The sequence below is a fragment of the Sphingomonas jejuensis genome (assembly GCF_011927695.1).
GTDB lineage: Bacteria > Pseudomonadota > Alphaproteobacteria > Sphingomonadales > Sphingomonadaceae > Sphingomonas_K > Sphingomonas_K jejuensis.
Map to the genome: position 1 here is coordinate 1,046,974 of NZ_JAATJE010000001.1, position 25,513 is coordinate 1,072,486.

A 25,513-nucleotide genomic window follows, 5' to 3' on the forward strand; every position below is an offset into this window, starting at 1 on the left:
CGGCTACACTCGGAAAGGCGGCCTTTTGCCCGAGGGGGAAGGTTCCTGTATAGCCCTCCCATGGCATCCCAGCTCAAGTCCCTGCCCGATTGGCGCCGCCGGCCCATCGTGCTCGTCGGCTTGATGGGGGTGGGCAAGTCCACCATCGGCCGCCGCCTCGCGCAGCGCCTGCGCCTGCCCTTCGTCGATGCCGATCACGAGATCGAGCGTGCCGCCGGCCTGTCGATCGCCGAGATCTTCGAGCGGTTCGGCGAACCCCATTTCCGCGATGGCGAGCGGCGGGTGATCACGCGGCTGCTCGACGGATCGCCCAAGGTGCTGGCGACGGGCGGCGGCGCCTTCATCAACGACGCCACGCGCGCCCGCATCCTCGCGCTGTCGACGGCGGTGTGGCTGGATGCGGACGTGTCGGTGCTGGCGGAACGCGTCGGCCGCCGGGCAACCCGCCCGCTGCTCGTCGGCCGCGATCCGAACGAGGTCCTGGGGGAGCTCGCCGCCACCCGCAACCCCATCTACGCAGAGGCGCATATCCACATCCGCAGCCAGCCCGCCCCGCACGAGGCCACCGTCGACGCGATCCTGGCCGCGCTCCGGTGATCGTCCCCGTCGAACTCGGGGCGCGTCGCTACGACGTGCTGGTGGAGGCAGGCGCGCTCGGCGCCGCCGACCGGCATCTGGCGGGCTTCGCGCGCGGCGGCCGTCTCGTCACCGTTGCGGACGAACGTGTCTGGGCGCTGCACGGCGACAGCTTCATCGCGGCACTCGCCCGTGCCGGCATCGACGTCCGCCCGGTGCTGCTCCCGCCCGGCGAAGCGACCAAGAGCTGGGCGATGCTCGCCGATCTCTGCGACCGGCTGCTGGCGCTCGAGGTCGAACGCGCCGACCACATCGTCGCCTTCGGCGGCGGCGTCATCGGCGATCTCGTCGGCTTTGCCGCCGCCATCCTGAAGCGCGGTTGCGGGTTCATCCAGGTGCCGACCACGCTGCTCGCCCAGGTCGACAGCTCCGTCGGCGGCAAGACGGCGATCAACACGCCCGCCGGCAAGAACCTGGTCGGCGCCTTCCACCAGCCCGCCTTCGTGCTCGCCGACCCTCTCGTCCTCGCCACCCTGCCGCGGCGCGATCTCGCCGCCGGCTATGCCGAGGTCGTCAAATATGGCCTGATCGACGATCCCGCCTTCTTCGCCTGGTGCGAGGCGAACGGCCTCGCGCTTCTGGACGGCGACACCGCGCTGATGGCGCATGCGGTGGAACGCAGCGTCGCGGCAAAGGCGCGGATCGTCGCTGCGGACGAGCGGGAGACCGCCGACCTGCGCGCGCTCCTCAATCTCGGCCACACCTTCGGCCATGCGCTGGAGGCGGAGGCCGGCTTTTCCGATCGCCTGCTCCACGGCGAAGCGGTTGCGGCCGGCATGGCGCTGGCCTTCCGCTTCTCGGCCGAGCGCGAGCTGTGCTCCGTGGCCGATGCCGACCGGGTCGCGACGCACCTGTCGGCCGTCGGCCTTCCGACCGGCCGCGCGGGGCTTGCGTCCGATGGCGCGCGGCTGGTGGCCCATATGGCGCACGACAAGAAGAAGTCGGCGGGAACCCTCCCCTTCATCCTCGTGCGGGGGATCGGCCAGGCGTTCGTGGACCGCAGCGTCGCGCTCGACGATGTCGCCGCCTTCCTCGACCGGCAGCCGAACTGATGCCCAACGGCGTTGCCAAGCGTGACCTGCCGACCAAGGTCTGCCCGGTCTGCGATCGCCCGTTCAGCTGGCGCAAGAAATGGGCCCGCGACTGGGATCAGGTCCTCTACTGCTCGGACAAGTGCCGATCAGCGGCGAAGCGCGCGTAACGCCAGCCACAGCCAGCCGGCGATCATCGCCGCGCCGCCGATGGGCGTGATCGCGCCCAGCATGCGCGGAAAGCCGAACGCCATCAGGAACAGCGTCCCCGAAAACAGGATGGCGCCGCCCAGCAGCAGGGCGGACGGCCCCCGTGCCAGCCGTCCGGTGCCGCTCGACATGATCGCCATCGCCGCCACGGCATGCACCAGGAGGTAGAAGGATCCCGTCTCCAGCCACGTCGCCGCGCGGCCGCTTGCGCCATGCGCGGCAAAGGCGCCGCAGCCGATCGCCACCGCCGCCGACAGCGCGGCCAGCGCAGTGAAGCGTCCGCCGGCGCGCCCGCGCCTCATGCCGGTTGCCGCGCTTCCGCCTGGCGCGCGGCATCGGCCACCGCCTCGAAGGCGAGCCGGATGGAGGCGTGGCGCGCCTTGTGCGGCAAGGCGGGCGTGAAGATCGTCAGGCCCGGCCAATCGCCGGGGTCGTCGCGCTCACCGGCCAGCCAGGCCGTCAGCGCGTCGCGCGCCGCCTCCAGCTCGGCCGCCGTCCGCCCGATCGCCTGGGCGCCCATCAGGCTTGCCGATGCTTGCCCCAGCGCGCAGGCGCGCACCTCCTGCGCCAGCCTGTCGACACGCCCTGCCGGGTCCAGGGTCACGTCCACGGCCACGCGGCTGCCGCAGACGGGCGACCGCTTCTCGCTCACGCCGCTCGGGTCGCCCAGCCGTCCGGCATGCGGCACGCTGGCCGCCAGGCGCAGGATCTCGGCATTGTAGAGGGTGGTGCTCATGAACCTGATGTAGGACCTGCGCCCGCCGGTGAAAGATGCTCAGTCATCGTCGGCAGGAACGACGCCGTGCCCGCTGCCGAGCGCAAAGGCGACAGCCGCGCCGCCCAGGATGTTGCCCGCGGTGCTCAGCGCCAGGTTGCTCGCCACCGCGACACCCACGCCGCCCGGCCATCCGGCCGCCGCCAGGCCGAGCGGGAGGAGCGACATGTTGGCGATCGAATGTTCGAAGCCCGCGGCCACGAACAGCGTCACCGGCGGCACCACCGCGATCAGCTTGGCGGCGACCTGCTTTGCGCCCATCGCCATCCAGACGGCCAGGCACACCAGCATGTTGGCGAGGATGCCGGACGCCAGCGTGGCCGCCGCGCCCTTGCCCAGCTTGGTTGCCGCCGTCGCCGCCGCCGCTTCGCCGATGCCGCCGTCCAGCCCGTTCAGCCCGCCCGCCGCCAGGAACAGGCCAACGATCGCGAGGCTGCCGATCAGGTTGGTCAGCCACACCACCGCCCAGGTGCCCAGCATCACCGACACCCGCATCTTGCCCGTCGCGGCCGGCAGCATCAGCATGGTGTCGCCGGTGAACAGTTCCGCCGCCGTCACCACCACCAGCATCAGCCCGATGGAAAAGGCAGCGCCCGAAAGGAGCTGCACCGCCCCCGTCGTCTCCCCCGCGCCCTGCACGATCAGATAGGCGATCGACCCGAAGGCGATGAACGCGCCGGCGGCGATGCCCAGCATGGCGATGCGCGGCCACGACACCGCCACCTTCTTGGCGAGCAGGTCCGGCGCGGCATCCGCGATCTCCGGTCCAACCGCGTCCTGCTTCTGCATTCCGTCCATCGCCGCTCCCTTTCGCCATCTAAGCAAAGCGGCGGGAGTGCGGACGGTTCCCGGATCAGCTTGCCGGGCTGTCGACCCGGTCGGGGTTTCGCCGTTCGTCGATATAGTCGCTCATGGCCTTGCCGGTCGCGTTCAGCAGCGGAAAGGTCCGCGCGTCGCGGATCCATTCGGGCCGGTTCGCCGCCCCGCCGCGCACCGTGTCGACCACCATGGTGGCGAGCAGGAACAGCAAGGTGGAGATGATCAGCCCCTTCAGCGCGCCGAACCCAAGGCCGAGCACCCGGTCGACCGGGCCCAGGACGGAACTGCGCGTGCGCGCGCCGATCGCCTTGGCGACCAGCTTGCCGCCCAGATAGGTCGCGCCGAACAGGATGGCGAAGGCAAGCACGGCCGCGCCGTAATAGGTGCCGACGCTCGGCTCCAGCCGGGCGGTGAGCGGATCCTGGAACAGCGAAACCGCCGCCACCGCCGCCACCCACGCGATCAGCGACAGCGTTTCCGTCACGAACCCGCGCAGCGCGCCGAACACGGCCCCGCCGCCCACCAGCAGGATCACGATGATGTCGAGTGCGGTCAGCCCCATGGTTCAAGCTCTAGAAAGCGGGACAGATGCGGTCAACGCGGGCCGGGCGCCCGGTCGTCGCCTCAGCGGCCGACCAGATGCTCCACCACCGCGCCCAGCGTTCCGTAGCGCGCGATGTCGATACCGGCGCCCTCCGCCTCCACGCCCGTCGGCACCAGCGCCCGGCCGAAGCCCAGCTTGGCCGCTTCCTTCAGTCGCAGCGTCGGGTGCGACACCGGCCGCAGCGCTCCGGACAGCGCCAGCTCGCCGAACGCCACCGCGTCGCCCGGCACCGGCCGCTCGGCCAGCGCCGACACCAGCGCGGCGGCGACCGCCATGTCTGCGGCCGGGTCCTGCACCCGGTATCCGCCGGCAACCGCCAGATAGACTTCCGCCGTTGAAAAGCTGAGGCCGCAGCGCGCTTCCAGCACGGCAAGCACCATCGCCAGCCGGCCGCTGTCCCACCCCACCACGGCCCGCCTGGGCGTCGCGCCGCTCGCCAGCCGCACGGTCAGCGCCTGGATCTCCACCAGCACCGGCCGTGTGCCTTCCAGCGCCGGGAACACCACGGCGCCCGGCATCGGCTCGCCGCGCTGCGTCAGGAACAGGGCGGACGGGTTGGCGACTTCCTTCAGCCCGCCGTCCTCCATCGCGAACACGCCGATCTCGTCCGTGCCGCCGAAGCGGTTCTTGATCGCGCGCAGGATCCGGTACTGGTGGCTGCGCTCGCCCTCGAACGACAGCACCGCATCCACCATGTGTTCCAGGACGCGCGGGCCCGCGATCGACCCGTCCTTGGTGACATGGCCGACCAGCACCAGCACGGTGCCGCGCTCCTTGGCGAAGCGGATCAGCTCCTGCGCGCAGGCGCGCACCTGGCTGACCGTCCCCGGCGCGCCCTCGATCAGGTCCGAATGCATGGTCTGGATCGAATCGATCACCAGCAGCGCGGGCGGCGCCGTGGTGGCGAGCGTCGAGATGATGTCCCGCACCGACGTCGCCGCGGCGAGCACCAGCGGCGCGCTCCCCAGCCCCAGCCGGCGCGCGCGCAGGCGCACCTGGTCGGCCGCTTCCTCGCCCGACACATAGGCAACCGGCCGCCCGGACGATGCCAGCCGCGCCGCCGCCTGCAGCAGCAGCGTCGACTTGCCGATGCCGGGATCCCCGCCGATCAGCACCGCCGACCCCGCGACGAACCCGCCGCCGAGCGCGCGGTCGAGCTCGGCCATGCCCGTTGCGATGCGCGGCGGCAGCACCACTTCTGCATCCAGCGACAAGAGCTCGATGCGCCTGCCGCCCGAAGACAGGTCGTGGCGCGCCGAAAAGGCGGTCACCGTGCTCGCTTCCGCGCTCAGGCTGTTCCATTCGCCGCAGTCGGGGCACTGGCCCTGCCACTTGGACGTCACGCCGCCGCATGCCTGGCAGACATAGTGCTTCTGAGCTTTGGCCATGGCCGCGGTATTCACGGAATGTTCCGCTCGGCGCAAGAAAAAAGGCGGGGTCGCCTGGTGACAAGACCCCGCCTTCCCGCCCCGCATCCCGGCACGCCGGGTGGGGGAGGATCCCGTCGCGGCGGACGTCTCGGGTCCGCTCTTCTCAAAAGCGGCAAACGTCGTCTTGCCGCCATGGTTCCGGGTGAAACATTTTGAGACGCAACCGCCCGCGCGGCGTTTGCTCTGCCGCAACATCCACGGAACCTTCATGACCGTCGTCGTCAGCTACAACATGCGCAAGGCCATCGGGATCGATCGCCGCCGCCGGCCCGAGCGCACCCTGGAGGTGCTGTGCGAGATCGACCCGGATGTCGTCGCCCTGCAGGAGGCCGACCGCCGCTTCGGCACGCGCGCGGCCGCGCTGCCGCAGCACCTGATCGAGGATCAGAGCGCGCTCACCCCCGTCCCCTTCGGCGTCCGCGCGCTGTCGATCGGCTGGCACGGCAACGCCATCCTCGTGCGCAAGGGCACGACCATCCTCCACCGGGAGGTGCTCCACATCCCCGCGCTGGAACCGCGCGGCGCCGTTCTGGCGGAGGTCGAGCTGGCCGGCGGCCCGTTGCGCATCCTCGGCATGCACCTCGACCTGTCGGGGCTGTGGCGCCGGCGGCAGGCGCACGCGATCCTGGCGCATGTCGCCGCCCGGCCGCCGATGCCGACCGTCATGATGGGCGACCTCAACGAATGGACGGCGGGCGGCTGCCTGCGCGATTTCGGCCGCGACTACCGCTTTGCCGATTGCGGGCGGAGCTTCCACACGCGCCGGCCGCTCGCCGCGCTTGACCGGATCATGGTGTCCGACGACCTCGGCATCGAGGACGCCGGCGTCCACATGAGCATCGCCGCCCGCCATGCCTCCGACCATTTCCCGATCTGGGCGCGGCTCGGCCGGCGCTGACTCGCCTTCCCGGCCCGATCTGGCTAGTCTCGGCCGATCGCCAGCTTGAGTGACGCCATGCTTTTTCTGCGCCTGCTGTTCTGGATCATCGTGGTGGCGCTGCTGGTGCTGTTCGCCGACAACAACTGGACGCCCGTCACCGTGGTGCTGTGGAACGACCTCAGGCTCGACGCGCAGCTGCCGGTCCTCGTCATCGGCGCCTTTCTGATCGGGCTCGTGCCCATGCTGATCGCCTTCTACGCCACGCGCTGGCGCTACCGGCAGCGGGTGGGCGCGCTCTCCCGCCCGGTGGTCGCGGCTGACGAGCCCGCCGCCGCCGGTGTTCCGCCGGGCGCAGTTCCCATCGCCGTGCCGCCGGGTGTGGCATGACCAGGCCGGTCTTCGTCGCGCTCGACACGCCCGACCTCGCAAAGGCGCGCGCGCTGGCCGAACGGGTCCGCCACCATGTCGGCGGCCTAAAGCTGGGGCTCGAGTTCTTCTGCGCGAACGGCCGCGCCGGCGTGCAGGAGATGGCGCAGGTCGGCCTGCCGATCTTCCTCGACCTGAAGCTTCACGACATTCCCAACACGGTGGCGAAGGCCGTGCAGGCGCTGGCGCCGCTTAACCCCGCCATCCTGACCATCCACGCCGCGGGCGGCCGCGCGATGATGGAAGATGCCAAGGCCGCCGCCCCCTCCGGCACCAAGGTCGTCGCCGTGACCATGCTCACCAGCCTTGATGAGCAGGACCTGCGCGCCGGCGGCATCGCCGGCAGCGCGCATGATCAGGTCGTCCGCCTGGCGGCGCTCGCCCGCGAGGCGGGGCTGGACGGCATCGTCTGTTCGGGGGCGGAGGTCGCCGCCGCGAAGTCCGCCTGGCCCGACGGGCTGTTCGTCGTCCCCGGCGTTCGCCTGCCGAGCGGCGCCACCGGCGATCAGAAGCGGGTGGTGACGCCGCGAAAGGCGCTGGACGACGGCGCGTCGATCCTGGTTGTCGGTCGCCCGATCACCGGCGCGGCCGATCCCGATCAGGCAGCGCGAGACATCGGCGCGACGCTCTAGGCGGGGAACGCCCCTGCTTCCCTCGGCCGCCGTCAATCCATATCTCACCCCCATGCCTGCCACTGCAAAGATCTGCGGCCTGACCACCGCCGCCACGCTGGATGCCGCCGTTCGGGGCGGGGCGAGCCATGTCGGCTTCGTCTTCTTCGCCCCCTCGCCGCGCGACATCGCGCCGGATCTGGCCGCCGCGCTCGCCCGCACGCTGCCGGATGCCGTCGCGGCCGTGGGGGTCTTCGTCGATCCGGACGACGATCTCCTCGCGCGCACCGCGCCGTTCCTGCGCGCGGTCCAGCTCCACAAGACCGCGCCTGCCCGTGCCGCCGCCATCCGCGATCGCGTCCGGCGAGAGGTGTGGGCCGCCGTTCCCGTCCGCACGCGCGCCGATGTCGATGGGGCGGGCGCGTTCCGGGGCGCCGCCGACCGCATCCTTTATGATGCAAAGCCGCCGGAAGGCGCCGCGCTTCCCGGCGGGCTCGGGCTGCGGTTCGACTGGCACCTGCTGGACGGCGTGCGCCATCCGCTTCCCTGGGCGCTGTCGGGCGGCCTCGACCCGGACAATGTGGCGGATGCGATCGGCGTCACCGGCGCGCGGCTGGTCGATGTGTCGTCCGGCGTCGAAACCGCGCCCGGCGTCAAGGATGTGGACAAGATCGGGCGCTTCCTCCAAGCGACGGGCCGATCATGACCATCGCCAACAGCCTTCGCAGCCAGCCTGACGCGCGCGGCCATTTCGGCATCTACGGCGGCCGCTACGTCGCCGAAACGCTGATGCCGCCGATCCTTGAGCTTGAGCGGGAATATGAGGCGGCAAAGGCCGATCCGGCCTTCCGTGCCGCGCTCGACGACCTGCTCGCCCATTATGTCGGCCGCCCCAGCCCCCTCTACTATGCCGAGGGGCTGACGGAGCGGCTGCGCGGCAGTGCGGAGGCCGGCAAGGGCGCAAAGATCTACTTCAAGCGCGACGAGCTCAATCACACGGGCGCGCACAAGATCAACAACTGCGTCGGGCAGATCCTGCTCGCCCGCCGCATGGGCAAGACGCGCATCATTGCGGAAACGGGCGCGGGTCAGCACGGCGTCGCCACCGCGACCGTCTGCGCGCGCTTCGGCCTGCCCTGCACCATCTACATGGGCGCGCGCGATGTTGAGCGGCAGAGCCCCAATGTCTTCCGCATGAAGCTGCTGGGGGCAGAGGTCGTCGCCGTCGAATCGGGCGCCCGGACGCTCAAGGACGCGATGAACGAGGCGCTGCGCGAATGGGTCGCGCATCCGGAGGACAGCTTCTACCTGATCGGCACCGCCGCCGGCCCGCATCCCTATCCGGCGATGGTGCGCGACTTCCAGTCGGTGATCGGTGAGGAAGCACGCGCCCAGATCCTGGAGCGTGAAGGCCGCCTGCCCGACCTGCTCGTCGCCGCAATCGGCGGCGGGTCGAACGCGATCGGCCTGTTCCACCCGTTCCTCGACGACATGGACGTGGCGATGCTGGGCGTGGAGGCCGCGGGCGAGGGACTCGACGGCCGCCATGCCGCCAGCCTCGCGGGCGGTCGCCCCGGCATCCTCCACGGCAACAACACCTATCTGCTGCAGGACGAGGACGGGCAGATCACGGAGGCGCACTCGATCTCCGCCGGCCTCGACTATCCCGGCATCGGTCCGGAACATGGTTGGCTGAAGGACATCGGCCGCGTCGAATATACCGCCGTGACCGATGCCGAGGCGCTCGACGCCTTTCAGCTGCTCTGCCGCAGCGAGGGCATCATCCCCGCGCTCGAACCCGCCCACGCGATCGCCGCCGTCGTGGCGCGCGCCCGCACGATGGACCGCGACCGGATCATCATCGCCAACCTGTGCGGCCGGGGCGACAAGGATATCTTCACCGTCGCCTCCGCGCTCGGCGTGGCGATATGAGCACGGCGGCTCCGGACGCCGACGGCCGCATCGCCGCCGCCTTTGCCGGCGCGGCGCAAGACGGTCGCGCGGCGCTCGTCACCTTCGTGACGGCGGGTGACGGTCCGACGCCCTCGATCCTGGACGCGCTGGTCGACGGCGGCGCGGACGTGATCGAACTCGGCATGCCCTTCACCGATCCGATGGCGGACGGCGCCGCGATCCAGGCGGCGAACATCCGCGCGCTGGATGCGGGCACGCGCACCGCCGACATTCTCGATGTCGTCCGTGGCTTTCGCGATCGCCATCCGGACGTGCCGCTGGTGCTGATGGGCTATGCCAACACCATGCTCGCCCGCGGCGCCGACTGGTTCGCGCGCGAAGCCGCGGCCGCCGGGGCCGACGGTGTCATCTGCGTCGATCTTCCGCCGGAAGAGCAGCAGGACCTTGCCCCTGCGCTGCGGGGCGCCGGGCTCCACCTCGTCCGCCTGGTCGCGCCGACCACCGGGGACGCGCGGCTGGCGCAGGTGGTCGGCACGGCGTCGGGCTTCGTTTATGCCGTGGCGGTGGCTGGCATCACCGGCACGCAGCAGGCAACGGCGGAGGCGATCGGCGCTGCCGCCACGCGCATCCGCGCCGCCACCGACCTGCCGGTCGCCGTTGGCTTCGGCATCCGCACGCCCGACGATGCCGCCCGCGTGGCCCGCGTGGCGGACGGGGTGGTGGTGGGATCGGCCATCGTCGACATCGTCGCCAAGCATGGCGCGCTCAGCCCCTCGCCGGTCCGCGCCTTTGTTCAATCGCTGCGCACGGGCATCGACACGGCCCGGCAGGAGACTTCCGCATGAGCTGGCTCACCCGCGTCCGCGAGGCCATTCCCTTCATCAAGAAGCGCGAAACGCCCGACAATCTCTGGCACAAGTGCAAGAATTGCGGCGAGATGATCTTCTCCAAGGAGCATGAGGAGAACCTGTTCGTCTGCCCGAAGTGCGATCACCATGACCGCATCGGCCCGGCGCAGCGTTTCCGCCAGATCTTCGACGATGGCCGCTTCACGGTCCTGCCCGCACCGCGCGTGGCGGAGGATCCGCTGAAGTTTCGCGACAGCAAGAAATATCCCGATCGCCTGAAGGCCGCCCGCGCCTCCACGGGCGAAAAGGACGCGCTGCAGAACGCGCGCGGCCTGATCGGCGGCCAGCCGGCGATCGTCGGCGTCCAGGACTTCGCCTTCATGGGCGGCTCCATGGGCCTCGCCGTCGGTGCCGCCTTCGTCGCGGGCGCGGACGCCGCCATTGCTGAGAAGCGCCCCTACATCATCTTCACCGCCGCCGGCGGTGCGCGCATGCAGGAAGGCATCCTGTCGCTCATGCAGATGCCCCGCACCACCGTCGCGATCCAGCGCCTCAAGGAGGCCGGGCTGCCCTACATCGTCGTCATGACCGATCCGACGACCGGCGGCGTGACGGCCAGCTATGCGATGCTCGGCGACATCCAGATCGCGGAGCCCGGCGCCCTGATCGGCTTTGCCGGGCAGCGGGTCATCGAGAGCACGATCCGTGAACGCCTGCCCGACGGCTTCCAGCGTGCCGAATATCTGCTCGATCACGGCATGCTCGACATGGTCGTGCACCGCCGCGACCTGAAGGCGACGCTGGCCCGCCTCGCCGACTTCCTGGCCCCGGCCGAGGCCGCCTGATCGGATCACCCGATGGCTGATGGTGCGGTCTCCAGCGATCCGCGGGTTCAGCGCCAGCTCGACCGGCTGCAATGGCTGTCGCCCGCCGGCGACCGCCTGGGGCTGCAGCGGATCGACGCGCTGCTCGACAGGCTGGGGCGGCCGCAGGATCGCCTGCCCCCCGTGCTTCATGTCGCCGGCACCAACGGCAAGGGGTCGACCTGCGCCGTGCTCCGCGCCGCGGTCGAGGCCGGCGGCGGGACCGCCCATGTCTTCACCTCGCCCCATCTCGTCCGCTTCAACGAGCGGATCCGCATCGCCGGCCGCCTGATCGAGGACGACGACCTCGCCGACGCGCTCGAAGCGGTGCTCGACGTCGGTGCCGATCTCCAGCCCAGTTTCTTCGAGGTCGCGACCGTCGTCGCCATCCGCGCCTTTGCGGCGACGCCCGCCACCGCCACCATTCTGGAGGTCGGGCTCGGCGGGCGCCTGGACGCGACCAACATCGTGGCGACCCCGGCCGCGACGGGCATCGCGGCGCTCGGTCTCGACCATCAATCCTTCCTTGGCGACACGCTGGCGGCGATCGCGGGCGAAAAGGCGGGGATCGCCAAGCGCGGGGTTCCCCTGGTCACGCTCGCTCACCCGATTGAGGCGGCGGCGGTGGTGGAGCGGGTCGCTCAGGATCGCGGCGCCGTGCTGCTCTGTCAGGGGCGGGACTGGACGATCGAGCGGACCGGCGACGCGCTCCGCTACAGCGACGGGCACGGCACGCTCGCCATCGATCCGCCCGCGCTCGCCGGGCAGCATCAGGTCGACAATGCCGGCCTCGCCATCGCCATGCTCCGGCACCAGACGGCGGTTCCGGTTTGGGACACAGCGCTCCGCCGCGCCCCGGCGCAAGCCCGGTGGCCTGCGCGGCTGCAGCATGTCGCGTCCGGCCCGCTGGTGGACATGCTCGGCCGCCCCTTTTGGATCGACGGCGGCCACAATCCGTCGGCGGCCGCGGCGCTGGCGGATCAGTTCGGCGGATCGCGCCTCCACATCATCCTCGGCATGCTGGAGACAAAGGACCTGGCCGGCTTCCTGGCGATGCTTGCTCCGCTTCGCCCAACGGTCGCCGCCGTGCCGATCCCGCGCGCGGACCACCACTCGCCCGCGCTGATCCGCGACTTGGCGAGCGGCATCGGCCTGGACGCGCAGGCACATTCGTCTCTCGCCGAGGCGCTTCGCGCCGCCCCCGCCGACCGGACGGTGCTTGTCGCGGGCTCGCTCCACCTCGCCGGCGCGGCGCTCGCGGAGAACGGCTCACCGCCCGTCTGACCCTCGCTCCAAATTGCGATTGACTATCAATAGCGGCTTTGCTCTTCGTCGGATCTGCGATGGAGAGAGCGATGAGCGTGTCAACTTGGATGCCAACCGCGATGCTGCCCAGCACCGCCCCCGTCGACGACGCCGGCCGGCTGCTCTTGCTCGCGGTGCGGCGGATGGCGGTCGGCGGCCTCGACGACGCGCATGCCGCCGCCGCCATGCTCGGCTTCTTCGGGCGCAGCTATCGCCGGCCGCTGGTGCTGCTCCGCGCGCTGATGGCCGAACTGGCCCGCTCGGCGACCGCGCCGATCACGGTCGCACCGCCCTGCTGCCCGCGCATGACCGCGGCCGAAGGCCTGATCGTCGCGGCTGTCGCGGAGGCCGGCACCCACCCGCAGGGCGCGATCGACTCGCTCGCGCTGGTGCTCGGCACGCGAAGCTGCGTGGGTGCGTTCGGCAGCGCGCAGGCGCTCGGCCAGGCTTTCTCAGACCTTGGCCGACCGCTGGCGTTCAACGCGGCCTGATCGCGGTGGCGGCGGCCGCCGCCTCGCCGTCCAAGGGCGCGGCTTCGGTCTCGACCGCGTCGACCTGGCGCGCCGTCTCCACCACGAAGCCGCGCCGCCACAGCACCAGCAGCAGGACAAGACCCGGCACCGCCACCAGCGTCGTCAGGAGGTAGAAGCCCGGCCAGCCGAGCGCTTCGGCCGCATAGCCCGACGGGGTCGAGATCCAGGTCCGGCCGACCGCCGCAAAGGACGACAGCAGCGCGAACTGCGTCGCCGTGTAGGCGAGGTTCGACAGCCCCGACAGGTAGGTCACGAACACGGTCAGGCCGATGCCGCTCGTCAGGTTCTCGACCCCCACGGCAAGGCCGAGACCAAGCGGCGAATGCCCGCTGAGCGCCAGCAGTGCGAAGCCAAGGTTGCTGGCCATCATCAGCACGCCGGACACCAGCAGCGCACGCCCCATCCCCAGCCATGCAAGGAACGGCGCGCCCAGCGCTGTTCCCGCGATCAGCGCCCAGAAACCGACGAACTTGTTGGCGTTGATATATTCGATGTCGCTGAAGCCAAGCTCGACGATCATCGGGTTCAGCATCAGCTGCCCCATCGCGTCGCCCAGCTTGTAGATCAGCACGAACAGGAGGATCAGCACCGCGCCCCGCCGCCGGAAGAACTCGGCGAACGGACTGACCACCGTGTCCTGCAGCCAGCGGCCCGCCGAGGAAACCTCCCGCGCGACGAACCGCCCCGGCCCAGCCAGCAGCGCGGCCACCGCCGCGGGCAGCACCAGAAAGCTTGTCAGGCCGTAAGCCACCGCCCACCCGACGCTGGCGCCCTCCGCCGAGGCCAGCCAGATCGTGCCGGCCCCCGCCAGCAGGTTGCCCGTCCGGTAGCCGAACTGGTTCATCGCCGTGCCGTGCGGAAGCTCGGCATCGCTCAGCAGCTCGATGCGATAGGCGTCGATCACGATGTCCTGCGTCGCCGACAGGAACGCGACCACGATCGCCCACAGCGCAAACGCGGCAAGCCCCTGTTCGGGGGCGCTGGCGCCCAGCTGCCACAGCGCGCCCACCAGGAGCGCCTGCACGACGAACAGCCACGCGCGACGCTGCCCGACCAGTCGAGTCAGGACGGGAATGGGCACGCGGTCCACCAGCGGCGCCCACAGGAACTTCAACGTGTAGGGTGTCGTCAGGCCGATGGTGAAGCCGATGGTCGTCTTGTCGATCCCGACGCGCGACAGCCAGAAGGTCATGGTGGCCAGCAACAGCGTCAGCGGGAATCCGCTGGAGATGCCGAGCGCAAAGGCGGCAAGTGGACGGGGCCGAAGATAGAGCTGGAGGGCCTGCGCGAAGGACGGCCGGGCGGCCACGGCATGATCGGTCATTTCGGGACCATAGCGCGGCGTCGCCGCCCCGCCAGCCCCGCCTTACGATGCGGCCTGCGTGAACAGCCGGAACCCGTCCGGCACCTTCTTCGGGGTCCGCCCGGACACGACGTCGTCGATCGCCTGGATCGCGGCGATCAGCGTTCGCGGCTGATAGGGTTTGCCGAGATAGCCGATCGCGTGCCGTTCGGCATCGGCCGGGCAATGCCCGGTCACGAACATCACCGCGATCCCGGCCGCATGCGCCGCCGCGGCGACATCCAGGCCGCTGCCGTCACGCAGCTCGATATCCGCAAGCACAAGGTGGATGGCGTCGCCGCGCGCGATCGTCTCCAGCGCCACGGCCGCCCGGTCGGTCGTTTCCACCACCTCATATCCGGCATCCGACAGGTAATGTTCGTTGTCGAACGCCACCAGCGGCTCGTCCTCCACCACCAGGATGCGCTCGATGCTCCGCTTTCGCCGTCCGAAGATCATTGCCGCACCGTCCCTGTTACGCCATGCACGCGGACGAACAGCGCCGCGCAGGTGCTTCATAACGCATCCGGTCGATCAACGCTGCATCGCTTCCGGAACGATCGGGAAAGCCTCGCCGTGCCGCAACGTCCCACTCCCGCACCCCGTCCTGCAAAGCCGGCGGGGGAGGACGCGCGCGCGGGCGATCGCATCGCAAAGCTGCTGGCCCGCGCCGGCGTCGCGTCCCGGCGGGAGGTCGAACGCCTGATCGAGGCCGGCCGCATCGCCATCGATGGCACGCCCGTCACGACGCCCAACACCGTGCTCCGCTCGCTTGACGGCGTCACCGTGGACGGGCAATCGGTGAAGGCGCCCGCGCCGGCGCGCCTGTTCCGCTATCACAAGCCAGCGGGGCTGCTGACCGCGGAACGCGACCCGAAGGGTCGGCCGACCATCTACGATCGCCTGCCAAAGGGCCTGCCGCGGGTGGTGCCGGTGGGACGGCTCGACCTCAACACGGAAGGGCTGCTGCTTCTCACCACGGACGGCGCGCTGAAGCGACAGCTGGAACTGCCGTCCACCGGCGTGCCCCGCGCCTACCGGGCGCGCGCCTACGGCACCGTTACGCAGGCCCAGCTCGAGGATCTGATCGAGGGGGTTGAGATCGACGGTGTCCGCTACGGCTCGATCGACGCGAACATCGAACGGCGGACCGGCGCGAACGTATGGATCGAGGTGCGTCTGACGGAGGGCAAGAACCGCGAGGTCCGCCGCGTGCTCGAACATCTCGGCCTCAAGGTGTCGCGCCTGATCCGCACGGCCTACGGCCCGTTCGGCGTCGAGGGGCTTGAGCCCGGTGACGTCGACGAGGTCCGGCAGCATGATCTGGTCGCGTTCCGCAAGACGCTGAAGCCTGCGCCCGATCCGCGGCCGCGCCCGGCCGGCACCCCGCCTCCCCCGAAGAAGCACTGATCCGCTCCGATCCGGACGAAATCGCACGGCGCCGGTCCGGAACGCGTTCAAGTTTAACCACTTGTTGGCGGGACGCCTCGCATGACCGGTTGCACGCCCGGGCTCGGCCGTCGGCGCAGCAAGGTGGCGTCAACGTGACCACAGCCCTTCAGATGCGGATCTCCCCGCGTGAACAGCGCCAGCCGGTGCTGCTGCCGTGCCACATGCGCGACGGCGCCACGTCGATCCCGGCGTGCATCCACAACATCTCGTCACGCGGCGTCCTGGTTGGCGCGGACGACGCCCCCGCCGCGGGCACCTATGTCGACATCCGGCGCGGCCGGCATGTCATCATCGGGCGCGTCGTCTGGCGAAAGGGTCGGGTGTTCGGCGTTCGGACGCAGGACCGGCTGGACATCGCGGCTCTGACCGCGCCCGACGCGCCCGGGTGCGCGCGCACGGCGGGACGCCGCTCCGCGTCCGCGACCGAGCGTCTGGCCGCCGAAGGGCGGCTCGCCCGGCAGATCGAACAAAGCCGCAGGCTGGCGACCGGGCTGCAGTTCTTCGTGCTGTCGCTGGTTGCGGTCGGCGCGGGACTGTTCGTGGCCTTTTCGGTCTACGGCATGCTGGCCGCGCCGGCCGATGCCATCGAGAACGCCCTGCAGGCCGGCTGACCCAGGCACTGGACAAGGGGGTCCGCGCTCGCGAGAACGCGGCTCCAACCAGGATCGACCCACCATGCGCATCATCGCCGGGCGTTGGCGTGGACGCCCGCTTGTGGCGCCGCCGGGCCTCCAGACCAGACCCACCGCCGATCGCCTGCGCGGCGCACTGTTTTCCATGCTGGCGAGCCGCGTCGGCACGTTCGACGGGCTGCTGGTGGCGGATCTCTTCGCCGGGTCGGGCGCGCTGGGGCTTGAAGCCGTGTCGCGGGGCGCGGCGCGCGCGATCTTCGTCGACAATGGCCGGGATGCGGTGGCCGCCCTCCGTCAGAATGTCGACCGGCTGGGTGCCGCGGCCGCGGCCGACATTCGCCCGGTGCCCGTCGAAAGTCTCGGGTCGATCCCGACGCCGGTCGACCTCCTCCTCATGGATCCGCCCTATGCCACGGGGGCCGGCCAGGCCGCGCTCGTTCGCCTTCAGACGCTGAACTGGATCGCGCCGTCCGCCTGGATCGCGATCGAAACCGGGCGCGGAGAACCTGTCTCCGCGCCCGGCTTCATCATCGATGCGGAACGCGAACATGGTGCGGGCCGGCTGACGCTGCTTCGCGCCGGCTGACCCGCCGCTCCACGTTACGCCAGGACCATGATCCGCCGCCGGCTGCGCATCGCCGCGCCGACCATGCCGAATCCGGCGATCATCATCGCCCAGGTGGCCGGCTCCGGCACCGCCGGCGGCGCCACCGGGGTTGCGCGCACCACCTGGCTCTGCCCCAGGATCACGGCGCCGTTCACCAGGTTGGTGCCCGACACGAAGTTGGTGAAGCGCAGCGACAGGGCATTGGTCGTGAACATGTCGCCATCGGTGATCTGCTCATTGAGCGTGATCTTCAGGCCGAGCACGTCGAGCAGCACCGCGTTGACGGCGGGCGTGACGTTGCCGAGCAGGCCTGCGTTCACGGTCCCCAGCGTCGTCGTCAGCCCCAGGCCGGCAATGCTGCTGCTGCCTTGAAAGAGCCCGGCCGCGTCGACGCTCGCCGTTGACCGGATCTCGCCCGTGCGCAGGCCGAGCAGCGACACGACGGTGGCCGGGCCGAACAGGTTCTGCGTGGTCGCGTTGATGCCCAGGTTGGCGCTTGCGAGCGTGGCGGACGCCGTGGCCGTGGTGCCGATCCCCGATGCGGAGGTGCTCGCCACGCCCGTGTTGAACTGCAGCCCGGTGTTAGTCAGGCCCAGCAGGGACAGCGTCAGCCCGCCGCTCGCGCCAAGCGCGCTGTTCGTCTGGTTGTAGCTTGCGGGCCCATGGCCCTGCGACACGGCGACCGGCGCGACGACCAGGCTGGCGCCGGTGCCGATGATGGGCGTGGCGGACAGGGACGCTGTGGCAGCCGTCCCCTTGGACGACACCGGCGTCGTCTGCGCGGTGGCCGGCGCCACCGCCAGAATTGCGCAAGTTGCGAAAGAGATAAGACCGGACTTCAGCATGTTAGCCTCCCTTGTTGACCGATCATGCCATTGCAGAAGCCGTGCCAACCGCGTGCTTTCGAGGGTGCGGCGAGGATGCGGACCGGACGCGCGCCGCGCGCTGTCAGGGTACACGACAACGTAATTTCCGCATGGCGGCATGGCGTCACGCGTCTGACATGCCCGGCCGGTAGCGACTCGTGCCGGGGGGCCGTTCACATCCTGAGGGAACAGGCCATGAAGACGATTGCCATGCTCATGCTGCTGGGCGTCGCCGCCCCCGCCGCAGCCGCGACCACCATCGACCTGCGCTTCATCGGGGAACAGCGCATCCCCGGCGGCGCCACCTTCAACGGCCCCGTCGTCGGCGGCCTCAGCGGCATCGACTATGATGCCGCCACCGGCCGCTACAAGGTCATCGCCGACGACCGCTCCGCGCTGTCGCCCGCACGCACCTATGATTTCACGCTGATCTTCGACGCCGCCGGCTTCACCGCCGCCACGCCCGTCGCCAGCACCGTGCTCCTGCAACCGAACGGCACGCCCTACCCGCTCAACCAGATCGATCCGGAGGCGATCCGCTTCACGCCCACCGGCACACTCGTCTACTCCAGCGAGGGCGAGGCGACCGCCACGTCGCAGCAGACGCCCTTTATCCGCGAAATGACGGCGGACGGCCGCTACGTCGCCGATTACCAGCTCTCGACCCGCTACAGCCCGTCGCTGTCGGGTGCGACCGGCATCCGCAACAACCTGGCGTTCGAGAGCCTGACCTTCTCGCCGGACGGCACCCGCCTGTTCACCGCCACGGAGAACGCGCTGGCGCAGGACGGTCCAGCCGCCACGCTCACCACCGGCAGCCCGTCGCGCATCATCGCGTTCGACACCGCCACCCGCTCAGCCGTGGCCGAGTTCGTCTACCTGAACGATCCCGTCGCCGCCGCGCCCAACCCGGCGGGCCAGTTCACCACCAACGGCCTGGTCGAACTCCTCGCGCTGTCCTCCACCGAGTTCATCGCGCTGGAACGCAGCTTCTCCGTCGGCACCGGCTATTCGGTGCAGCTGTTCCACATCGACATCTCCAACGCGACCAACGTGATCGGCATCGACAGCCTGTCCGGCGCCAATGTCACCGCCGCCACCAAGACGCTGCTGCTCGACCTCGACACGCTGGGCATCACGCTCGACAATCTGGAGGGCATCAGCTTCGGGCCGACGCTCGCGAACGGCAACCGCAGCCTGGTGCTCGTTTCCGACAACAACTTCACCCCCGGCCTGTTCACGCAGTTCCTGGCGTTCGAGGTGTCGGCCGCGGCCGTGCCGGAGCCTGCCAGCTGGGCGATGATGATCGCCGGCTTCGGCATCGTCGGCGGCGCGCTCCGCCGTCGCAAGCCGGTCGTGCTCGCCTGATGCCTTGAGGGGGCAGGCCGCCCGGCTTGCCCCCACCCCTCCCGTTCCCTAGTTGTTCGCGGGTGACCGACATCGCCCGCACCCCGCCCACACCCGCCCCCGCCGATCCGCCCTATCTGCGCGGGCTGAACGATCCGCAGCGGCAGGCGGTGCTCACCACCGACGGGCCGGTGCTGGTGCTCGCCGGCGCCGGCACGGGCAAGACGGCGGCGCTCACCGCCCGGCTCGCCCACCTCATCTCCACCCGCCGCGCCTGGCCGTCGGAGATCCTGGCGGTGACCTTCACCAACAAGGCCGCGCGCGAGATGCGGGAGCGGGTCGGCCGCATGATCGGCGACGCGGTGGAGGGGATGCCCTGGCTCGGCACCTTCCATTCCGTCGCCGCCAAGATGCTGCGCCGCCATGCCGAGCTGGTCGGGCTGCAGTCCAACTTCACCATCCTCGACACCGACGATCAGCTCCGCCTGCTGAAGCAGCTGATCGTCGCCTCCGACATCGATGAGAAGCGCTGGCCCGCCCGCCAGCTCGCCGGCCTCATCGACCGGTGGAAGAACCGCGGCCTCGTCCCCGACGATCTCGATCTCGGCGAGGCGGAGCAATACGCCAACGGCCGCGGGCGGGAGCTCTACGCGCTGTACCAGACCCGGCTGAAGGCGCTCAACGCCTGCGACTTCGGCGATCTGCTGCTCCACATGCTCACCATCCTCAAGGGCCACCGCGAGGTGCTGGAGCTATATCAGCAGCGCTTCAAATACATCATGGTGGACGAATATCAGGACACCAACAGCAGCCAGTATCTCTGGCTCCGCCTACTCGCCCAGCAGCGCCGCAACATCTGCTGCGTCGGCGACGACGACCAGTCGATCTACTCCTGGCGCGGGGCGGAGGTGGAGAACATCCTCCGCTTCGAGCGCGACTTCCCCGGCGCCGTCGTCATCAAGCTGGAACAGAACTACCGCTCCACCGCCCACATCCTCGCCGCCGCGTCGGGCGTGATCGCCAAGAACGGTGGCCGCCTTGGCAAGACGCTGTGGACCGCCGGCGACGACGGCGAGAAGGTCCGCGTGCTCGGCCTGTGGGACGGTCCGGAGGAGGCGCGCCGCATCGGCGACGACATCGAAAGCGCACAGCGCGGCGGCACCGACCTCGACGACATCGCCATCCTCGTCCGCGCGCAGTTCCAGACGCGCGAGTTCGAGGACCGCTTCATCGCCATCGGCCTGCCCTATCGCATCGTCGGCGGCTTCCGCTTCTATGAGCGGCAGGAGATCCGCGACGCGCTCGCCTATCTCCGCCTCGTCAACCAGCCGGCGGACGCGCTCGCCTTTGAACGCATCGTCAACACGCCCAAGCGCGGGCTCGGCGACAAGGCGCTGGCCAAGCTCCACCAGCTCGCCCGCGCGGAGGACGTGCCGCTGACGATCGCCGCCGCGCGCATCCTCGACACGGATGAGCTGACGCCCCAGGCCCGCAAGTCGCTCGGCCGCTTCGTCGCCGATCTCGCGCGCTGGCGCCGGCTGGCGGGGGAGCTTCCCCACCCCGATCTCGCCCGGCAGATCCTGGACGAAAGCGGCTACACCGCCATGTGGCAGGCGGAGAAATCGGCGGAGGCCGCAGGCCGGCTGGAGAACCTGGCCGAGCTCGTCCGCGCGATGGAGGAATATGAAAGCCTCGGCAGCTTCCTGGAACATGTCAGCCTGGTCATGGACAATGATCAGCAGGTGCCCGGCGGCAGCGTGACGATCATGACCATCCACGCGGCCAAGGGGCTGGAATTCGACACCGTGTTCCTGCCGGGGTGGGAGGAAGGCGTGTTCCCGTCACAGCGCGCGCTGGACGATGGCGGGACGAGCGCGCTGGAGGAGGAACGGCGCCTGGCCTATGTCGCCATCACCCGCGCCAGGCGGTCCGCCACCATCCTCCACGCCGCCAACCGCCGCATCTATGGCCAGTGGACCAGCTCCATCCCCAGCCGCTTCGTGGGGGAGCTTCCGCCCGAACATCATGAGGAGGAGACGAGCCTGGCGGGCGGAGAGAGCCTGTGGCGCGCCAACTGGACCACCGGCGCCGATCCCTTCGCCGACGTCGCGCGCGGCGCCGGCCGCGGCCCCGGCTGGCAGCGCGCCGCGACGCAGGGCGGCTTCTCGACGTCGCCCGCGCGCGTGCTGGAGGCGCGGGCCAGCGCCGTCAGCCTCGGCAACAAGGGCCGCAGCGACTTGGTCGTAGGTCAGCGCGTGTTCCACACCAAGTTCGGCTACGGCACCATCGCCGAGATCGAGGGCAACAAGCTCGAGATCGACTTCGAGCATGCCGGGCGGAAGCGGGTGATGGATAGTTTTGTGACTGTTTGAGGCTCAGCTTACCTGACAGACCTCAGCCAAGGTGGCAGCGTCCGTTAATTCAAAACTACCTTGGCAATCAGGACAGGTGATTGAACCCTCTGTTCCGATGCGAAGGCTCGAGCAATGGGGACAGATCACTAGATAATTTTCTAGTGCCTCTTCGAGGCTAGCGTCCGACAAGATCGCCAGCGCGAGCCGTGGATCTGTGACTCCATATAGGTAAAGTGGACGGTTTCCCGGATTTGGTACATCTCCAACCTTTACGACTGCACCTGAGTTCTGCCAACCTTGGACCTTTGCTCTAGCAGCTTGCGTAGTCACCCGAAATACGTCGTTCGCTAAGCTATTAATCGTGAAAGTCAATTCCCCTATTTTTTTAAGATCCGCGTAGGCTGTACCATAAAGCTCTTGAGCCCTTTCAAGAGAAAAGAGAGACATGGCCGACTTAACCGTGCGGAACTCAATAGTCCGACCGAACTGGCCAGACTTCGTATGCTCGTCTACGATCTTTTTACATATTCTCACCATATCTCTTGGTGAACCATTCGCGAAATAGGCGATCATCCTATGTATGTTAAACGGAACAGGCGATGTTACCAACTGATCGAATCTCGAAATGCGACCACCAGAATAAGTTTCTAAACGAAGCTCTAGAACCCTCTCTAACTCAGCGACAGACCAAACGAGTGAGTATTCAATGACGCGGTCTGAGCGACCACCCGCAGCACGATAGTCTTCTTTGGTTTTGTCCCAAAGGAAGAACTTGAATGCAATGCCTGGCGTTTCTAATAATGGAAGGTCGAGCAGGATGCTTGATAGTAAAGCGAATGCTTTATCGGCATTTAGCACAGTCTGAGGTAATTCATCAGCCCGGTCCACCAGAATGTAAACTGAACTAAATCCGAGTTTTGTTGCAAGCGTCACAAGAGCCTCGAACTTGAAACGCATCGATTCGATGACTCGCTCCTGATTGCTTAGGATTTCTATAGGAGCCCCGCCATTTGAGGTTACGAACGCATTCACCAAGCTAAGGGCTGCTCCGCCGTACTTTCGCCAAATGTCGCCAGCCCTATCTCCTAGAGATTTAACAGCTTCAATTTGTTCTTTTAGTCTGGCGGTCGATAAATCTCCCAAGAGACTCCTTGATAGATCGACAACTAACTTGCGGTCCACTTCCTCTAGCTTACCCGATCCGCTCTCCGAGAATTCAACAAGGAGTGCCACAAGCAACAGGCGGGTTATATTCGTGATGTGATACTCAGAGTCCGCATCTGAAACTTGTTTGAGCCCCTCCAACGGAAAACGATCGTAAGATATGCATAGGAAGCTGGAGTCATTTAGACTCTTGCGTTCAATCATAATTTTCTGGGCAGTCTTTCCGCCGCCTCTTGGTGCAAAAACGACATTGCTTTTTGGCTTACGGGGATCGCCTATAACGGCAGGAAAAAATGGCGGTTGAACAAAGTAGTTCTCAATCAGCGGCTCATCTGCAGCGTTAGTAGATGCAAAGGGATCTTCAGAGAACCCGAACGTCGACAGGAATTCTATAGCCATTTCGCTTGCCCTCGGAGTTACCTCACGCTTACACACTCGAGGGGGCGAGACAATCCGTTCGCTTGAAGCGCAGTCTGAGGCAGAGCGGATCTGCTCTGTCCTACAGCCCCCCACCTGACGCATAGACTCGTCGATGCACGAGTCGCTCGCCTTCACCCCCGTCCCCGTCCGCGCCCGGCACGACGGGTGGACGCCCGACCGGCAGCGCGCCTTCATCGATCGGCTGGGTGAGCTCGGGCTGGTCGCCGCCGCCGCAAGGGCGGTCGGGATGGCGCCCAAGTCCGCCTACCGCCTCCGAGACCGCCCCGATGCCGCGTCCTTCGCCGCCGCCTGGGATGCGGCGCTGGAGGAAGGGGGGCGGCGCGCGCTCGACACCGCCATCCACCGCGCGCTCCACGGCACCGCCACGCCTGTCTTCTACCGCGGCCGGCAGATCGGGGAGCGTCGCCGCTACAATGACGGGCTGCTGATCGCCGCCATCCGCCGGCTCGATCGCACGGCACCGTCCGCGCCGTTCGGTTCGTCGACGTATCCCGATGACGCCCTGTGACATTTGTGACCTTCCACGCCCCGCCGCTTCGCCTCGCGCGGCTGTTAACCAGCTCGCCTAAGCCGCTGGAAACCCTCGCGCGCACACTGCCGCCCGCACGCCTGCCGGCCCTCTGCCGCCGGCCGGGCGTCGAGGAGTGCCGCGATGTCCCGCCTTTTTCGTTCGATCGCCCTGCGCCCGATCGCTGTCATCGCGCTGCTCGCGGCCTTTCCGCTCCCTGCGCCTGCCCATGCCGCGCCGCCGGCGGGCTTCGTCGCGCTTGCGGATGCGGATCTCGCGGGCGTCACCTCTACCGGCCTGCCGACGATGCCGGCTCCGCTCGATCCCGCGCGCCGCGTTTCCGCGTTCGAGATGGCGGTGAGCACTGCCTGGGATCAGATGGACGCCTGGTGGGCGGACGACGGCGCGCTCCTGATCCTGGAGGCGGTGCGCCCCGCGCCCGACCTCTCCACCCTGCCCCGCCTCGCCTTCACCCCGCGCTGATCCCCGGAACGCCGCCCGGCCCTGCGGGTTCGGGCAGCAGGAGGATGCGCCCATGTCCGAAACCGCGGAAAAGACCGATCCCAGGCTGTGGGAGCAGGTGAAGGCGGAGATCACCGCCGGCGCCAAGGGCGGCAAGAAGGGCCAGTGGTCCGCCCGCAAGGCGCAGATGGCCGTGACTGAGTACAAGAAGCGCGGCGGCGGGTACGAAGGGCAGCGCGACGAGAACAACAGCCTCCACCAGTGGACGGAGGAGGATTGGGATACCAAGTCCGGCAGGAAGAGCGGCGACACCGGAGAACGCTATCTGCCGAAGGACGCGCGTGAGGCGCTTTCGGACGAGGAGTACAGGCGCACCACCGCCAAGAAGCGCGCCGACACGCGCAAGGGCAAGCAGTTCTCCGCCCAGCCCAGGGACGTCGCCGACAAGGCCGCCCGCGCCCGCGACCACCGCACCAAGGCCGAACTCTATGCGGAGGCGAAGAAGCGCGACATTCCCGGCCGCTCAACCATGACCAAGGATCAGCTCGCCGACGCGCTCGCCGGCTAGGGTCAGCAACCTCCTTCGGGCGGCTTCGTTAATGCGCCGAACCGAAGGAGCTTAACATGCCTTATGTGAAGACGCGCGACGGCACGCAGATCTACGTCAAGGATTGGGGAGAGGGTCGCCCGGTCATCCTCATCCACGGCTGGCCGTTGTCGTCGGACAGCTGGGACGATCAGGCGATGGCGCTGGCCGATGCCGGCTACCGCGCGATCGCCTATGACCGCCGCGGCTTCGGCCGGTCGGAACAGCCCTGGAACGGCTATGATTACGACACCTTCGCCGACGATCTGGCGGACATCATGGAGGCGTCCGGCGCCACCGACGACGTCACGCTGGTCGGCTTCTCGATGGGCGGCGGCGAGGTCGCCCGCTACCTGTCGCGCCACGGCGGCAAGGGCGTCCGCTCCGTCGCGCTGGTGTCATCCGTCGTGCCCTACATGCTGAAGACCGACGACAACCCGAACGGCGTGCCCCAGGCGACGTTCGACCAGATGACCGACGGCATGAAGAAGGACCGCGCCCACTTCTTCCGCGGCTTCTTCGCCGACTTCTTCGGTGTCGGCTACATCAGCTCGCCGGTGTCGGACGAGATGATCGACTGGGCCTGGCGCCTGTCGATGCAGGCGGGGCTGAAGCCCACGCTGGCGGCGGCAAAGGCGTTCGCCACCACCGATTTCCGCGGCGACCTGCCGTCGTTCACCGTGCCGACGCTGGTGATCCACGGCACGGGTGACAAGACGGTGCCGATCGACGCCACCGGCCGCGCGGTGAAGCAGGCGGTGCCCCAGGCGGAGCTGATCGAATATGACGGCGCGCCCCACGGCCTGTTCGCGACGGACAAGGATCGCTTCACCCGCGACCTGCTCGATTTCGTCGGGCGCTGATCCG

The 25,513-nt window shown here is 68.9% G+C and carries 30 protein-coding genes; 21 read left to right on the forward strand and 9 right to left on the reverse strand.

Annotated features, from left to right (window positions below; genetic code table 11):
• The first annotated feature begins 60 nt into the window (after window positions 1-60).
• Genes GGR88_RS05255 through GGR88_RS05265 form a run of 3 tightly spaced genes read left to right on the forward strand, consistent with a single transcriptional unit; the run spans window position 61 to window position 1,837 of the window.
• Complete coding sequence (locus GGR88_RS05255; protein WP_167953536.1) at window positions 61-597, forward strand: shikimate kinase; 537 nt, start codon at window positions 61-63, stop codon at window positions 595-597.
• Complete coding sequence (gene aroB, locus GGR88_RS05260) at window positions 594-1,688, forward strand: 3-dehydroquinate synthase (protein WP_167953537.1); 1,095 nt, start codon at window positions 594-596, stop codon at window positions 1,686-1,688. The genes GGR88_RS05255 and aroB overlap by 4 nt, the downstream gene beginning before the upstream one ends.
• On the forward strand, window positions 1,688-1,837 hold the full coding sequence (locus GGR88_RS05265) for a DUF2256 domain-containing protein (protein ID WP_167953538.1): 150 nt from the start codon (window positions 1,688-1,690) through the stop codon (window positions 1,835-1,837). The genes aroB and GGR88_RS05265 overlap by 1 nt, the downstream gene beginning before the upstream one ends.
• On the opposite strand, the gene GGR88_RS05270 is transcribed toward GGR88_RS05265, so the two are convergent.
• The 5 genes from GGR88_RS05270 to radA all read right to left on the reverse strand — a co-directional run bounded on the left by GGR88_RS05270 (window position 1,817) and on the right by radA (window position 5,463).
• Window positions 1,817-2,179: a DUF423 domain-containing protein gene (locus GGR88_RS05270; protein WP_167953539.1), complete on the reverse strand. Its 363-nt coding sequence runs from the start codon at window positions 2,177-2,179 to the stop codon at window positions 1,817-1,819. The genes GGR88_RS05265 and GGR88_RS05270 overlap by 21 nt on opposite strands.
• Window positions 2,176-2,613, reverse strand: a complete 438-nt coding sequence (locus tag GGR88_RS05275) for an iron-sulfur cluster assembly scaffold protein (RefSeq protein ID WP_167953540.1) — start codon at window positions 2,611-2,613, stop codon at window positions 2,176-2,178. Before GGR88_RS05275 ends, GGR88_RS05270 begins: the two co-directional genes overlap by 4 nt.
• 39 nt (window positions 2,614-2,652) lie before the next feature.
• A complete protein-coding gene (locus GGR88_RS05280) occupies window positions 2,653-3,450 on the reverse strand; it encodes a formate/nitrite transporter family protein (protein ID WP_167953541.1) in 798 nt (265 codons plus the stop codon).
• Between the two features lie 55 nt (window positions 3,451-3,505).
• Window positions 3,506-4,033, reverse strand: a complete 528-nt coding sequence (locus tag GGR88_RS05285) for a CvpA family protein (protein ID WP_167953542.1) — start codon at window positions 4,031-4,033, stop codon at window positions 3,506-3,508.
• Window positions 4,034-4,095: 62 nt separating this feature from the next.
• Window positions 4,096-5,463 (reverse strand): DNA repair protein RadA, encoded by a 1,368-nt coding sequence (gene radA / locus GGR88_RS05290; protein WP_167953543.1) that lies wholly within the window; start codon window positions 5,461-5,463, stop codon window positions 4,096-4,098.
• 250 nt (window positions 5,464-5,713) lie between these two features.
• Between radA and GGR88_RS05295 the strand changes: the two genes are divergently transcribed.
• The 9 genes from GGR88_RS05295 to GGR88_RS05335 all read left to right on the forward strand — a co-directional run bounded on the left by GGR88_RS05295 (window position 5,714) and on the right by GGR88_RS05335 (window position 12,843).
• A complete protein-coding gene (locus GGR88_RS05295; RefSeq protein WP_167953544.1) occupies window positions 5,714-6,403 on the forward strand; it encodes an endonuclease/exonuclease/phosphatase family protein in 690 nt (229 codons plus the stop codon).
• Window positions 6,404-6,460: 57 nt separating this feature from the next.
• On the forward strand, window positions 6,461-6,772 hold the full coding sequence (locus GGR88_RS05300) for a lipopolysaccharide assembly protein LapA domain-containing protein (protein ID WP_167953545.1): 312 nt from the start codon (window positions 6,461-6,463) through the stop codon (window positions 6,770-6,772).
• The gene (gene pyrF, locus GGR88_RS05305; protein ID WP_167953546.1) at window positions 6,769-7,443 is read left to right on the forward strand and encodes an orotidine-5'-phosphate decarboxylase; all 675 of its coding nucleotides are present in this window, start codon (window positions 6,769-6,771) and stop codon (window positions 7,441-7,443) included. Before GGR88_RS05300 ends, pyrF begins: the two co-directional genes overlap by 4 nt.
• A gap of 52 nt (window positions 7,444-7,495) precedes the next feature.
• A complete protein-coding gene (locus GGR88_RS05310) occupies window positions 7,496-8,128 on the forward strand; it encodes a phosphoribosylanthranilate isomerase (protein ID WP_167953547.1) in 633 nt (210 codons plus the stop codon).
• Window positions 8,125-9,354 (forward strand): tryptophan synthase subunit beta, encoded by a 1,230-nt coding sequence (trpB, locus tag GGR88_RS05315; protein WP_167953548.1) that lies wholly within the window; start codon window positions 8,125-8,127, stop codon window positions 9,352-9,354. The genes GGR88_RS05310 and trpB overlap by 4 nt, the downstream gene beginning before the upstream one ends.
• The gene (gene trpA, locus GGR88_RS05320) at window positions 9,351-10,181 is read left to right on the forward strand and encodes a tryptophan synthase subunit alpha (protein ID WP_167953549.1); all 831 of its coding nucleotides are present in this window, start codon (window positions 9,351-9,353) and stop codon (window positions 10,179-10,181) included. The genes trpB and trpA overlap by 4 nt, the downstream gene beginning before the upstream one ends.
• Window positions 10,178-11,029 (forward strand): acetyl-CoA carboxylase, carboxyltransferase subunit beta, encoded by an 852-nt coding sequence (gene accD, locus GGR88_RS05325; protein WP_167953550.1) that lies wholly within the window; start codon window positions 10,178-10,180, stop codon window positions 11,027-11,029. Before trpA ends, accD begins: the two co-directional genes overlap by 4 nt.
• 12 nt (window positions 11,030-11,041) lie before the next feature.
• On the forward strand, window positions 11,042-12,331 hold the full coding sequence (locus tag GGR88_RS05330; protein WP_167953551.1) for a bifunctional folylpolyglutamate synthase/dihydrofolate synthase: 1,290 nt from the start codon (window positions 11,042-11,044) through the stop codon (window positions 12,329-12,331).
• A 71-nt stretch (window positions 12,332-12,402) separates the two neighbouring features.
• Window positions 12,403-12,843 (forward strand): DUF6628 family protein, encoded by a 441-nt coding sequence (locus GGR88_RS05335; protein ID WP_167953552.1) that lies wholly within the window; start codon window positions 12,403-12,405, stop codon window positions 12,841-12,843.
• Here the strand turns inward: GGR88_RS05335 and GGR88_RS05340 are convergent.
• Window positions 12,830-14,209 (reverse strand): AmpG family muropeptide MFS transporter, encoded by a 1,380-nt coding sequence (locus GGR88_RS05340; protein ID WP_167953553.1) that lies wholly within the window; start codon window positions 14,207-14,209, stop codon window positions 12,830-12,832. The two genes, GGR88_RS05335 and GGR88_RS05340, sit on opposite strands and share 14 nt — an antisense overlap.
• 42 nt (window positions 14,210-14,251) lie before the next feature.
• The gene (locus GGR88_RS05345; RefSeq protein WP_167953554.1) at window positions 14,252-14,686 is read right to left on the reverse strand and encodes a response regulator; all 435 of its coding nucleotides are present in this window, start codon (window positions 14,684-14,686) and stop codon (window positions 14,252-14,254) included.
• A 117-nt stretch (window positions 14,687-14,803) separates the two neighbouring features.
• Here GGR88_RS05345 and GGR88_RS05350 point away from each other — a divergent pair, with 117 nt between their 5' ends.
• The 3 genes from GGR88_RS05350 to GGR88_RS05360 all read left to right on the forward strand — a co-directional run bounded on the left by GGR88_RS05350 (window position 14,804) and on the right by GGR88_RS05360 (window position 16,897).
• Window positions 14,804-15,637, forward strand: coding sequence for a pseudouridine synthase (locus GGR88_RS05350; protein ID WP_342449723.1), 834 nt, complete (start codon window positions 14,804-14,806; stop codon window positions 15,635-15,637).
• A 134-nt stretch (window positions 15,638-15,771) separates the two neighbouring features.
• The gene (locus GGR88_RS05355; protein ID WP_167953556.1) at window positions 15,772-16,290 is read left to right on the forward strand and encodes a PilZ domain-containing protein; all 519 of its coding nucleotides are present in this window, start codon (window positions 15,772-15,774) and stop codon (window positions 16,288-16,290) included.
• Window positions 16,291-16,354: 64 nt separating this feature from the next.
• Window positions 16,355-16,897 carry an RsmD family RNA methyltransferase gene (locus GGR88_RS05360; RefSeq protein WP_167953557.1) on the forward strand — a complete coding sequence of 181 codons (543 nt, stop codon included), beginning with the start codon at window positions 16,355-16,357 and terminating at the stop codon, window positions 16,895-16,897.
• Window positions 16,898-16,911: 14 nt separating this feature from the next.
• On the opposite strand, the gene GGR88_RS15240 is transcribed toward GGR88_RS05360, so the two are convergent.
• Window positions 16,912-17,715, reverse strand: a complete 804-nt coding sequence (locus GGR88_RS15240) for a PEPxxWA-CTERM sorting domain-containing protein (protein ID WP_342449724.1) — start codon at window positions 17,713-17,715, stop codon at window positions 16,912-16,914.
• Between the two features lie 264 nt (window positions 17,716-17,979).
• Between GGR88_RS15240 and GGR88_RS05370 the strand changes: the two genes are divergently transcribed.
• Together GGR88_RS05370 and GGR88_RS05375 are read left to right on the forward strand one after the other, a co-directional pair.
• Window positions 17,980-19,152 carry an esterase-like activity of phytase family protein gene (locus GGR88_RS05370; RefSeq protein WP_167953558.1) on the forward strand — a complete coding sequence of 391 codons (1,173 nt, stop codon included), beginning with the start codon at window positions 17,980-17,982 and terminating at the stop codon, window positions 19,150-19,152.
• Between the two features lie 71 nt (window positions 19,153-19,223).
• On the forward strand, window positions 19,224-21,503 hold the full coding sequence (locus GGR88_RS05375; RefSeq protein ID WP_167954379.1) for a UvrD-helicase domain-containing protein: 2,280 nt from the start codon (window positions 19,224-19,226) through the stop codon (window positions 21,501-21,503).
• Window positions 21,504-21,506: 3 nt separating this feature from the next.
• Here the strand turns inward: GGR88_RS05375 and GGR88_RS05380 are convergent, their stop codons facing one another.
• A complete protein-coding gene (locus GGR88_RS05380) occupies window positions 21,507-23,048 on the reverse strand; it encodes an anti-phage protein (RefSeq protein ID WP_167953559.1) in 1,542 nt (513 codons plus the stop codon).
• A 133-nt stretch (window positions 23,049-23,181) separates the two neighbouring features.
• On the opposite strand from GGR88_RS05380, the gene GGR88_RS05385 reads away from it, so the two are divergent.
• The 4 genes from GGR88_RS05385 (at window position 23,182) to GGR88_RS05400 (ending at window position 25,509) form a co-directional block, all read left to right on the forward strand.
• Complete coding sequence (locus tag GGR88_RS05385) at window positions 23,182-23,598, forward strand: hypothetical protein (RefSeq protein ID WP_167953560.1); 417 nt, start codon at window positions 23,182-23,184, stop codon at window positions 23,596-23,598.
• 144 nt (window positions 23,599-23,742) lie between these two features.
• Entirely contained in the window at window positions 23,743-24,081 is a 339-nt protein-coding gene (locus GGR88_RS05390) for a hypothetical protein (protein ID WP_167953561.1), read from the forward strand.
• 52 nt (window positions 24,082-24,133) lie between these two features.
• Window positions 24,134-24,628 carry a hypothetical protein gene (locus GGR88_RS05395; RefSeq protein ID WP_167953562.1) on the forward strand — a complete coding sequence of 165 codons (495 nt, stop codon included), beginning with the start codon at window positions 24,134-24,136 and terminating at the stop codon, window positions 24,626-24,628.
• 56 nt (window positions 24,629-24,684) lie between these two features.
• A complete protein-coding gene (locus GGR88_RS05400) occupies window positions 24,685-25,509 on the forward strand; it encodes an alpha/beta fold hydrolase (protein WP_167953563.1) in 825 nt (274 codons plus the stop codon).
• Window positions 25,510-25,513 lie beyond the last annotated feature (4 nt).

What these genes read in the sequence shown, in the direction of transcription:
- GGR88_RS05400 (WP_167953563.1), top strand. Translation starts at nt 24,685, where the DNA reads ATGCCTTATGTGAAGACGCGCGACGGCACGCAGATCTACGTCAAGGAT.
- GGR88_RS05390 (WP_167953561.1), top strand. Translation starts at nt 23,743, where the DNA reads ATGTCCCGCCTTTTTCGTTCGATCGCCCTGCGCCCGATCGCTGTCATC.
- radA (WP_167953543.1), bottom strand. Translation starts at nt 5,463, where the DNA reads ATGGCCAAAGCTCAGAAGCACTATGTCTGCCAGGCATGCGGCGGCGTG.
- GGR88_RS05255 (WP_167953536.1), top strand. Translation starts at nt 61, where the DNA reads ATGGCATCCCAGCTCAAGTCCCTGCCCGATTGGCGCCGCCGGCCCATC.
- pyrF (WP_167953546.1), top strand. Translation starts at nt 6,769, where the DNA reads ATGACCAGGCCGGTCTTCGTCGCGCTCGACACGCCCGACCTCGCAAAG.
- trpB (WP_167953548.1), top strand. Translation starts at nt 8,125, where the DNA reads ATGACCATCGCCAACAGCCTTCGCAGCCAGCCTGACGCGCGCGGCCAT.
- GGR88_RS05340 (WP_167953553.1), bottom strand. Translation starts at nt 14,209, where the DNA reads ATGACCGATCATGCCGTGGCCGCCCGGCCGTCCTTCGCGCAGGCCCTC.
- GGR88_RS05270 (WP_167953539.1), bottom strand. Translation starts at nt 2,179, where the DNA reads ATGAGGCGCGGGCGCGCCGGCGGACGCTTCACTGCGCTGGCCGCGCTG.
- GGR88_RS05360 (WP_167953557.1), top strand. Translation starts at nt 16,355, where the DNA reads ATGCGCATCATCGCCGGGCGTTGGCGTGGACGCCCGCTTGTGGCGCCG.
- GGR88_RS05345 (WP_167953554.1), bottom strand. Translation starts at nt 14,686, where the DNA reads ATGATCTTCGGACGGCGAAAGCGGAGCATCGAGCGCATCCTGGTGGTG.
- GGR88_RS05280 (WP_167953541.1), bottom strand. Translation starts at nt 3,450, where the DNA reads ATGGACGGAATGCAGAAGCAGGACGCGGTTGGACCGGAGATCGCGGAT.
- GGR88_RS05370 (WP_167953558.1), top strand. Translation starts at nt 17,980, where the DNA reads ATGAAGACGATTGCCATGCTCATGCTGCTGGGCGTCGCCGCCCCCGCC.
- trpA (WP_167953549.1), top strand. Translation starts at nt 9,351, where the DNA reads ATGAGCACGGCGGCTCCGGACGCCGACGGCCGCATCGCCGCCGCCTTT.
- GGR88_RS05285 (WP_167953542.1), bottom strand. Translation starts at nt 4,033, where the DNA reads ATGGGGCTGACCGCACTCGACATCATCGTGATCCTGCTGGTGGGCGGC.
- GGR88_RS05385 (WP_167953560.1), top strand. Translation starts at nt 23,182, where the DNA reads ATGCACGAGTCGCTCGCCTTCACCCCCGTCCCCGTCCGCGCCCGGCAC.
- accD (WP_167953550.1), top strand. Translation starts at nt 10,178, where the DNA reads ATGAGCTGGCTCACCCGCGTCCGCGAGGCCATTCCCTTCATCAAGAAG.
- GGR88_RS05265 (WP_167953538.1), top strand. Translation starts at nt 1,688, where the DNA reads ATGCCCAACGGCGTTGCCAAGCGTGACCTGCCGACCAAGGTCTGCCCG.
- GGR88_RS05295 (WP_167953544.1), top strand. Translation starts at nt 5,714, where the DNA reads ATGACCGTCGTCGTCAGCTACAACATGCGCAAGGCCATCGGGATCGAT.
- GGR88_RS05395 (WP_167953562.1), top strand. Translation starts at nt 24,134, where the DNA reads ATGTCCGAAACCGCGGAAAAGACCGATCCCAGGCTGTGGGAGCAGGTG.
- GGR88_RS05310 (WP_167953547.1), top strand. Translation starts at nt 7,496, where the DNA reads ATGCCTGCCACTGCAAAGATCTGCGGCCTGACCACCGCCGCCACGCTG.
- GGR88_RS05330 (WP_167953551.1), top strand. Translation starts at nt 11,042, where the DNA reads ATGGCTGATGGTGCGGTCTCCAGCGATCCGCGGGTTCAGCGCCAGCTC.
- GGR88_RS05380 (WP_167953559.1), bottom strand. Translation starts at nt 23,048, where the DNA reads ATGGCTATAGAATTCCTGTCGACGTTCGGGTTCTCTGAAGATCCCTTT.
- GGR88_RS05300 (WP_167953545.1), top strand. Translation starts at nt 6,461, where the DNA reads ATGCTTTTTCTGCGCCTGCTGTTCTGGATCATCGTGGTGGCGCTGCTG.
- GGR88_RS05335 (WP_167953552.1), top strand. Translation starts at nt 12,403, where the DNA reads ATGAGCGTGTCAACTTGGATGCCAACCGCGATGCTGCCCAGCACCGCC.
- GGR88_RS05275 (WP_167953540.1), bottom strand. Translation starts at nt 2,613, where the DNA reads ATGAGCACCACCCTCTACAATGCCGAGATCCTGCGCCTGGCGGCCAGC.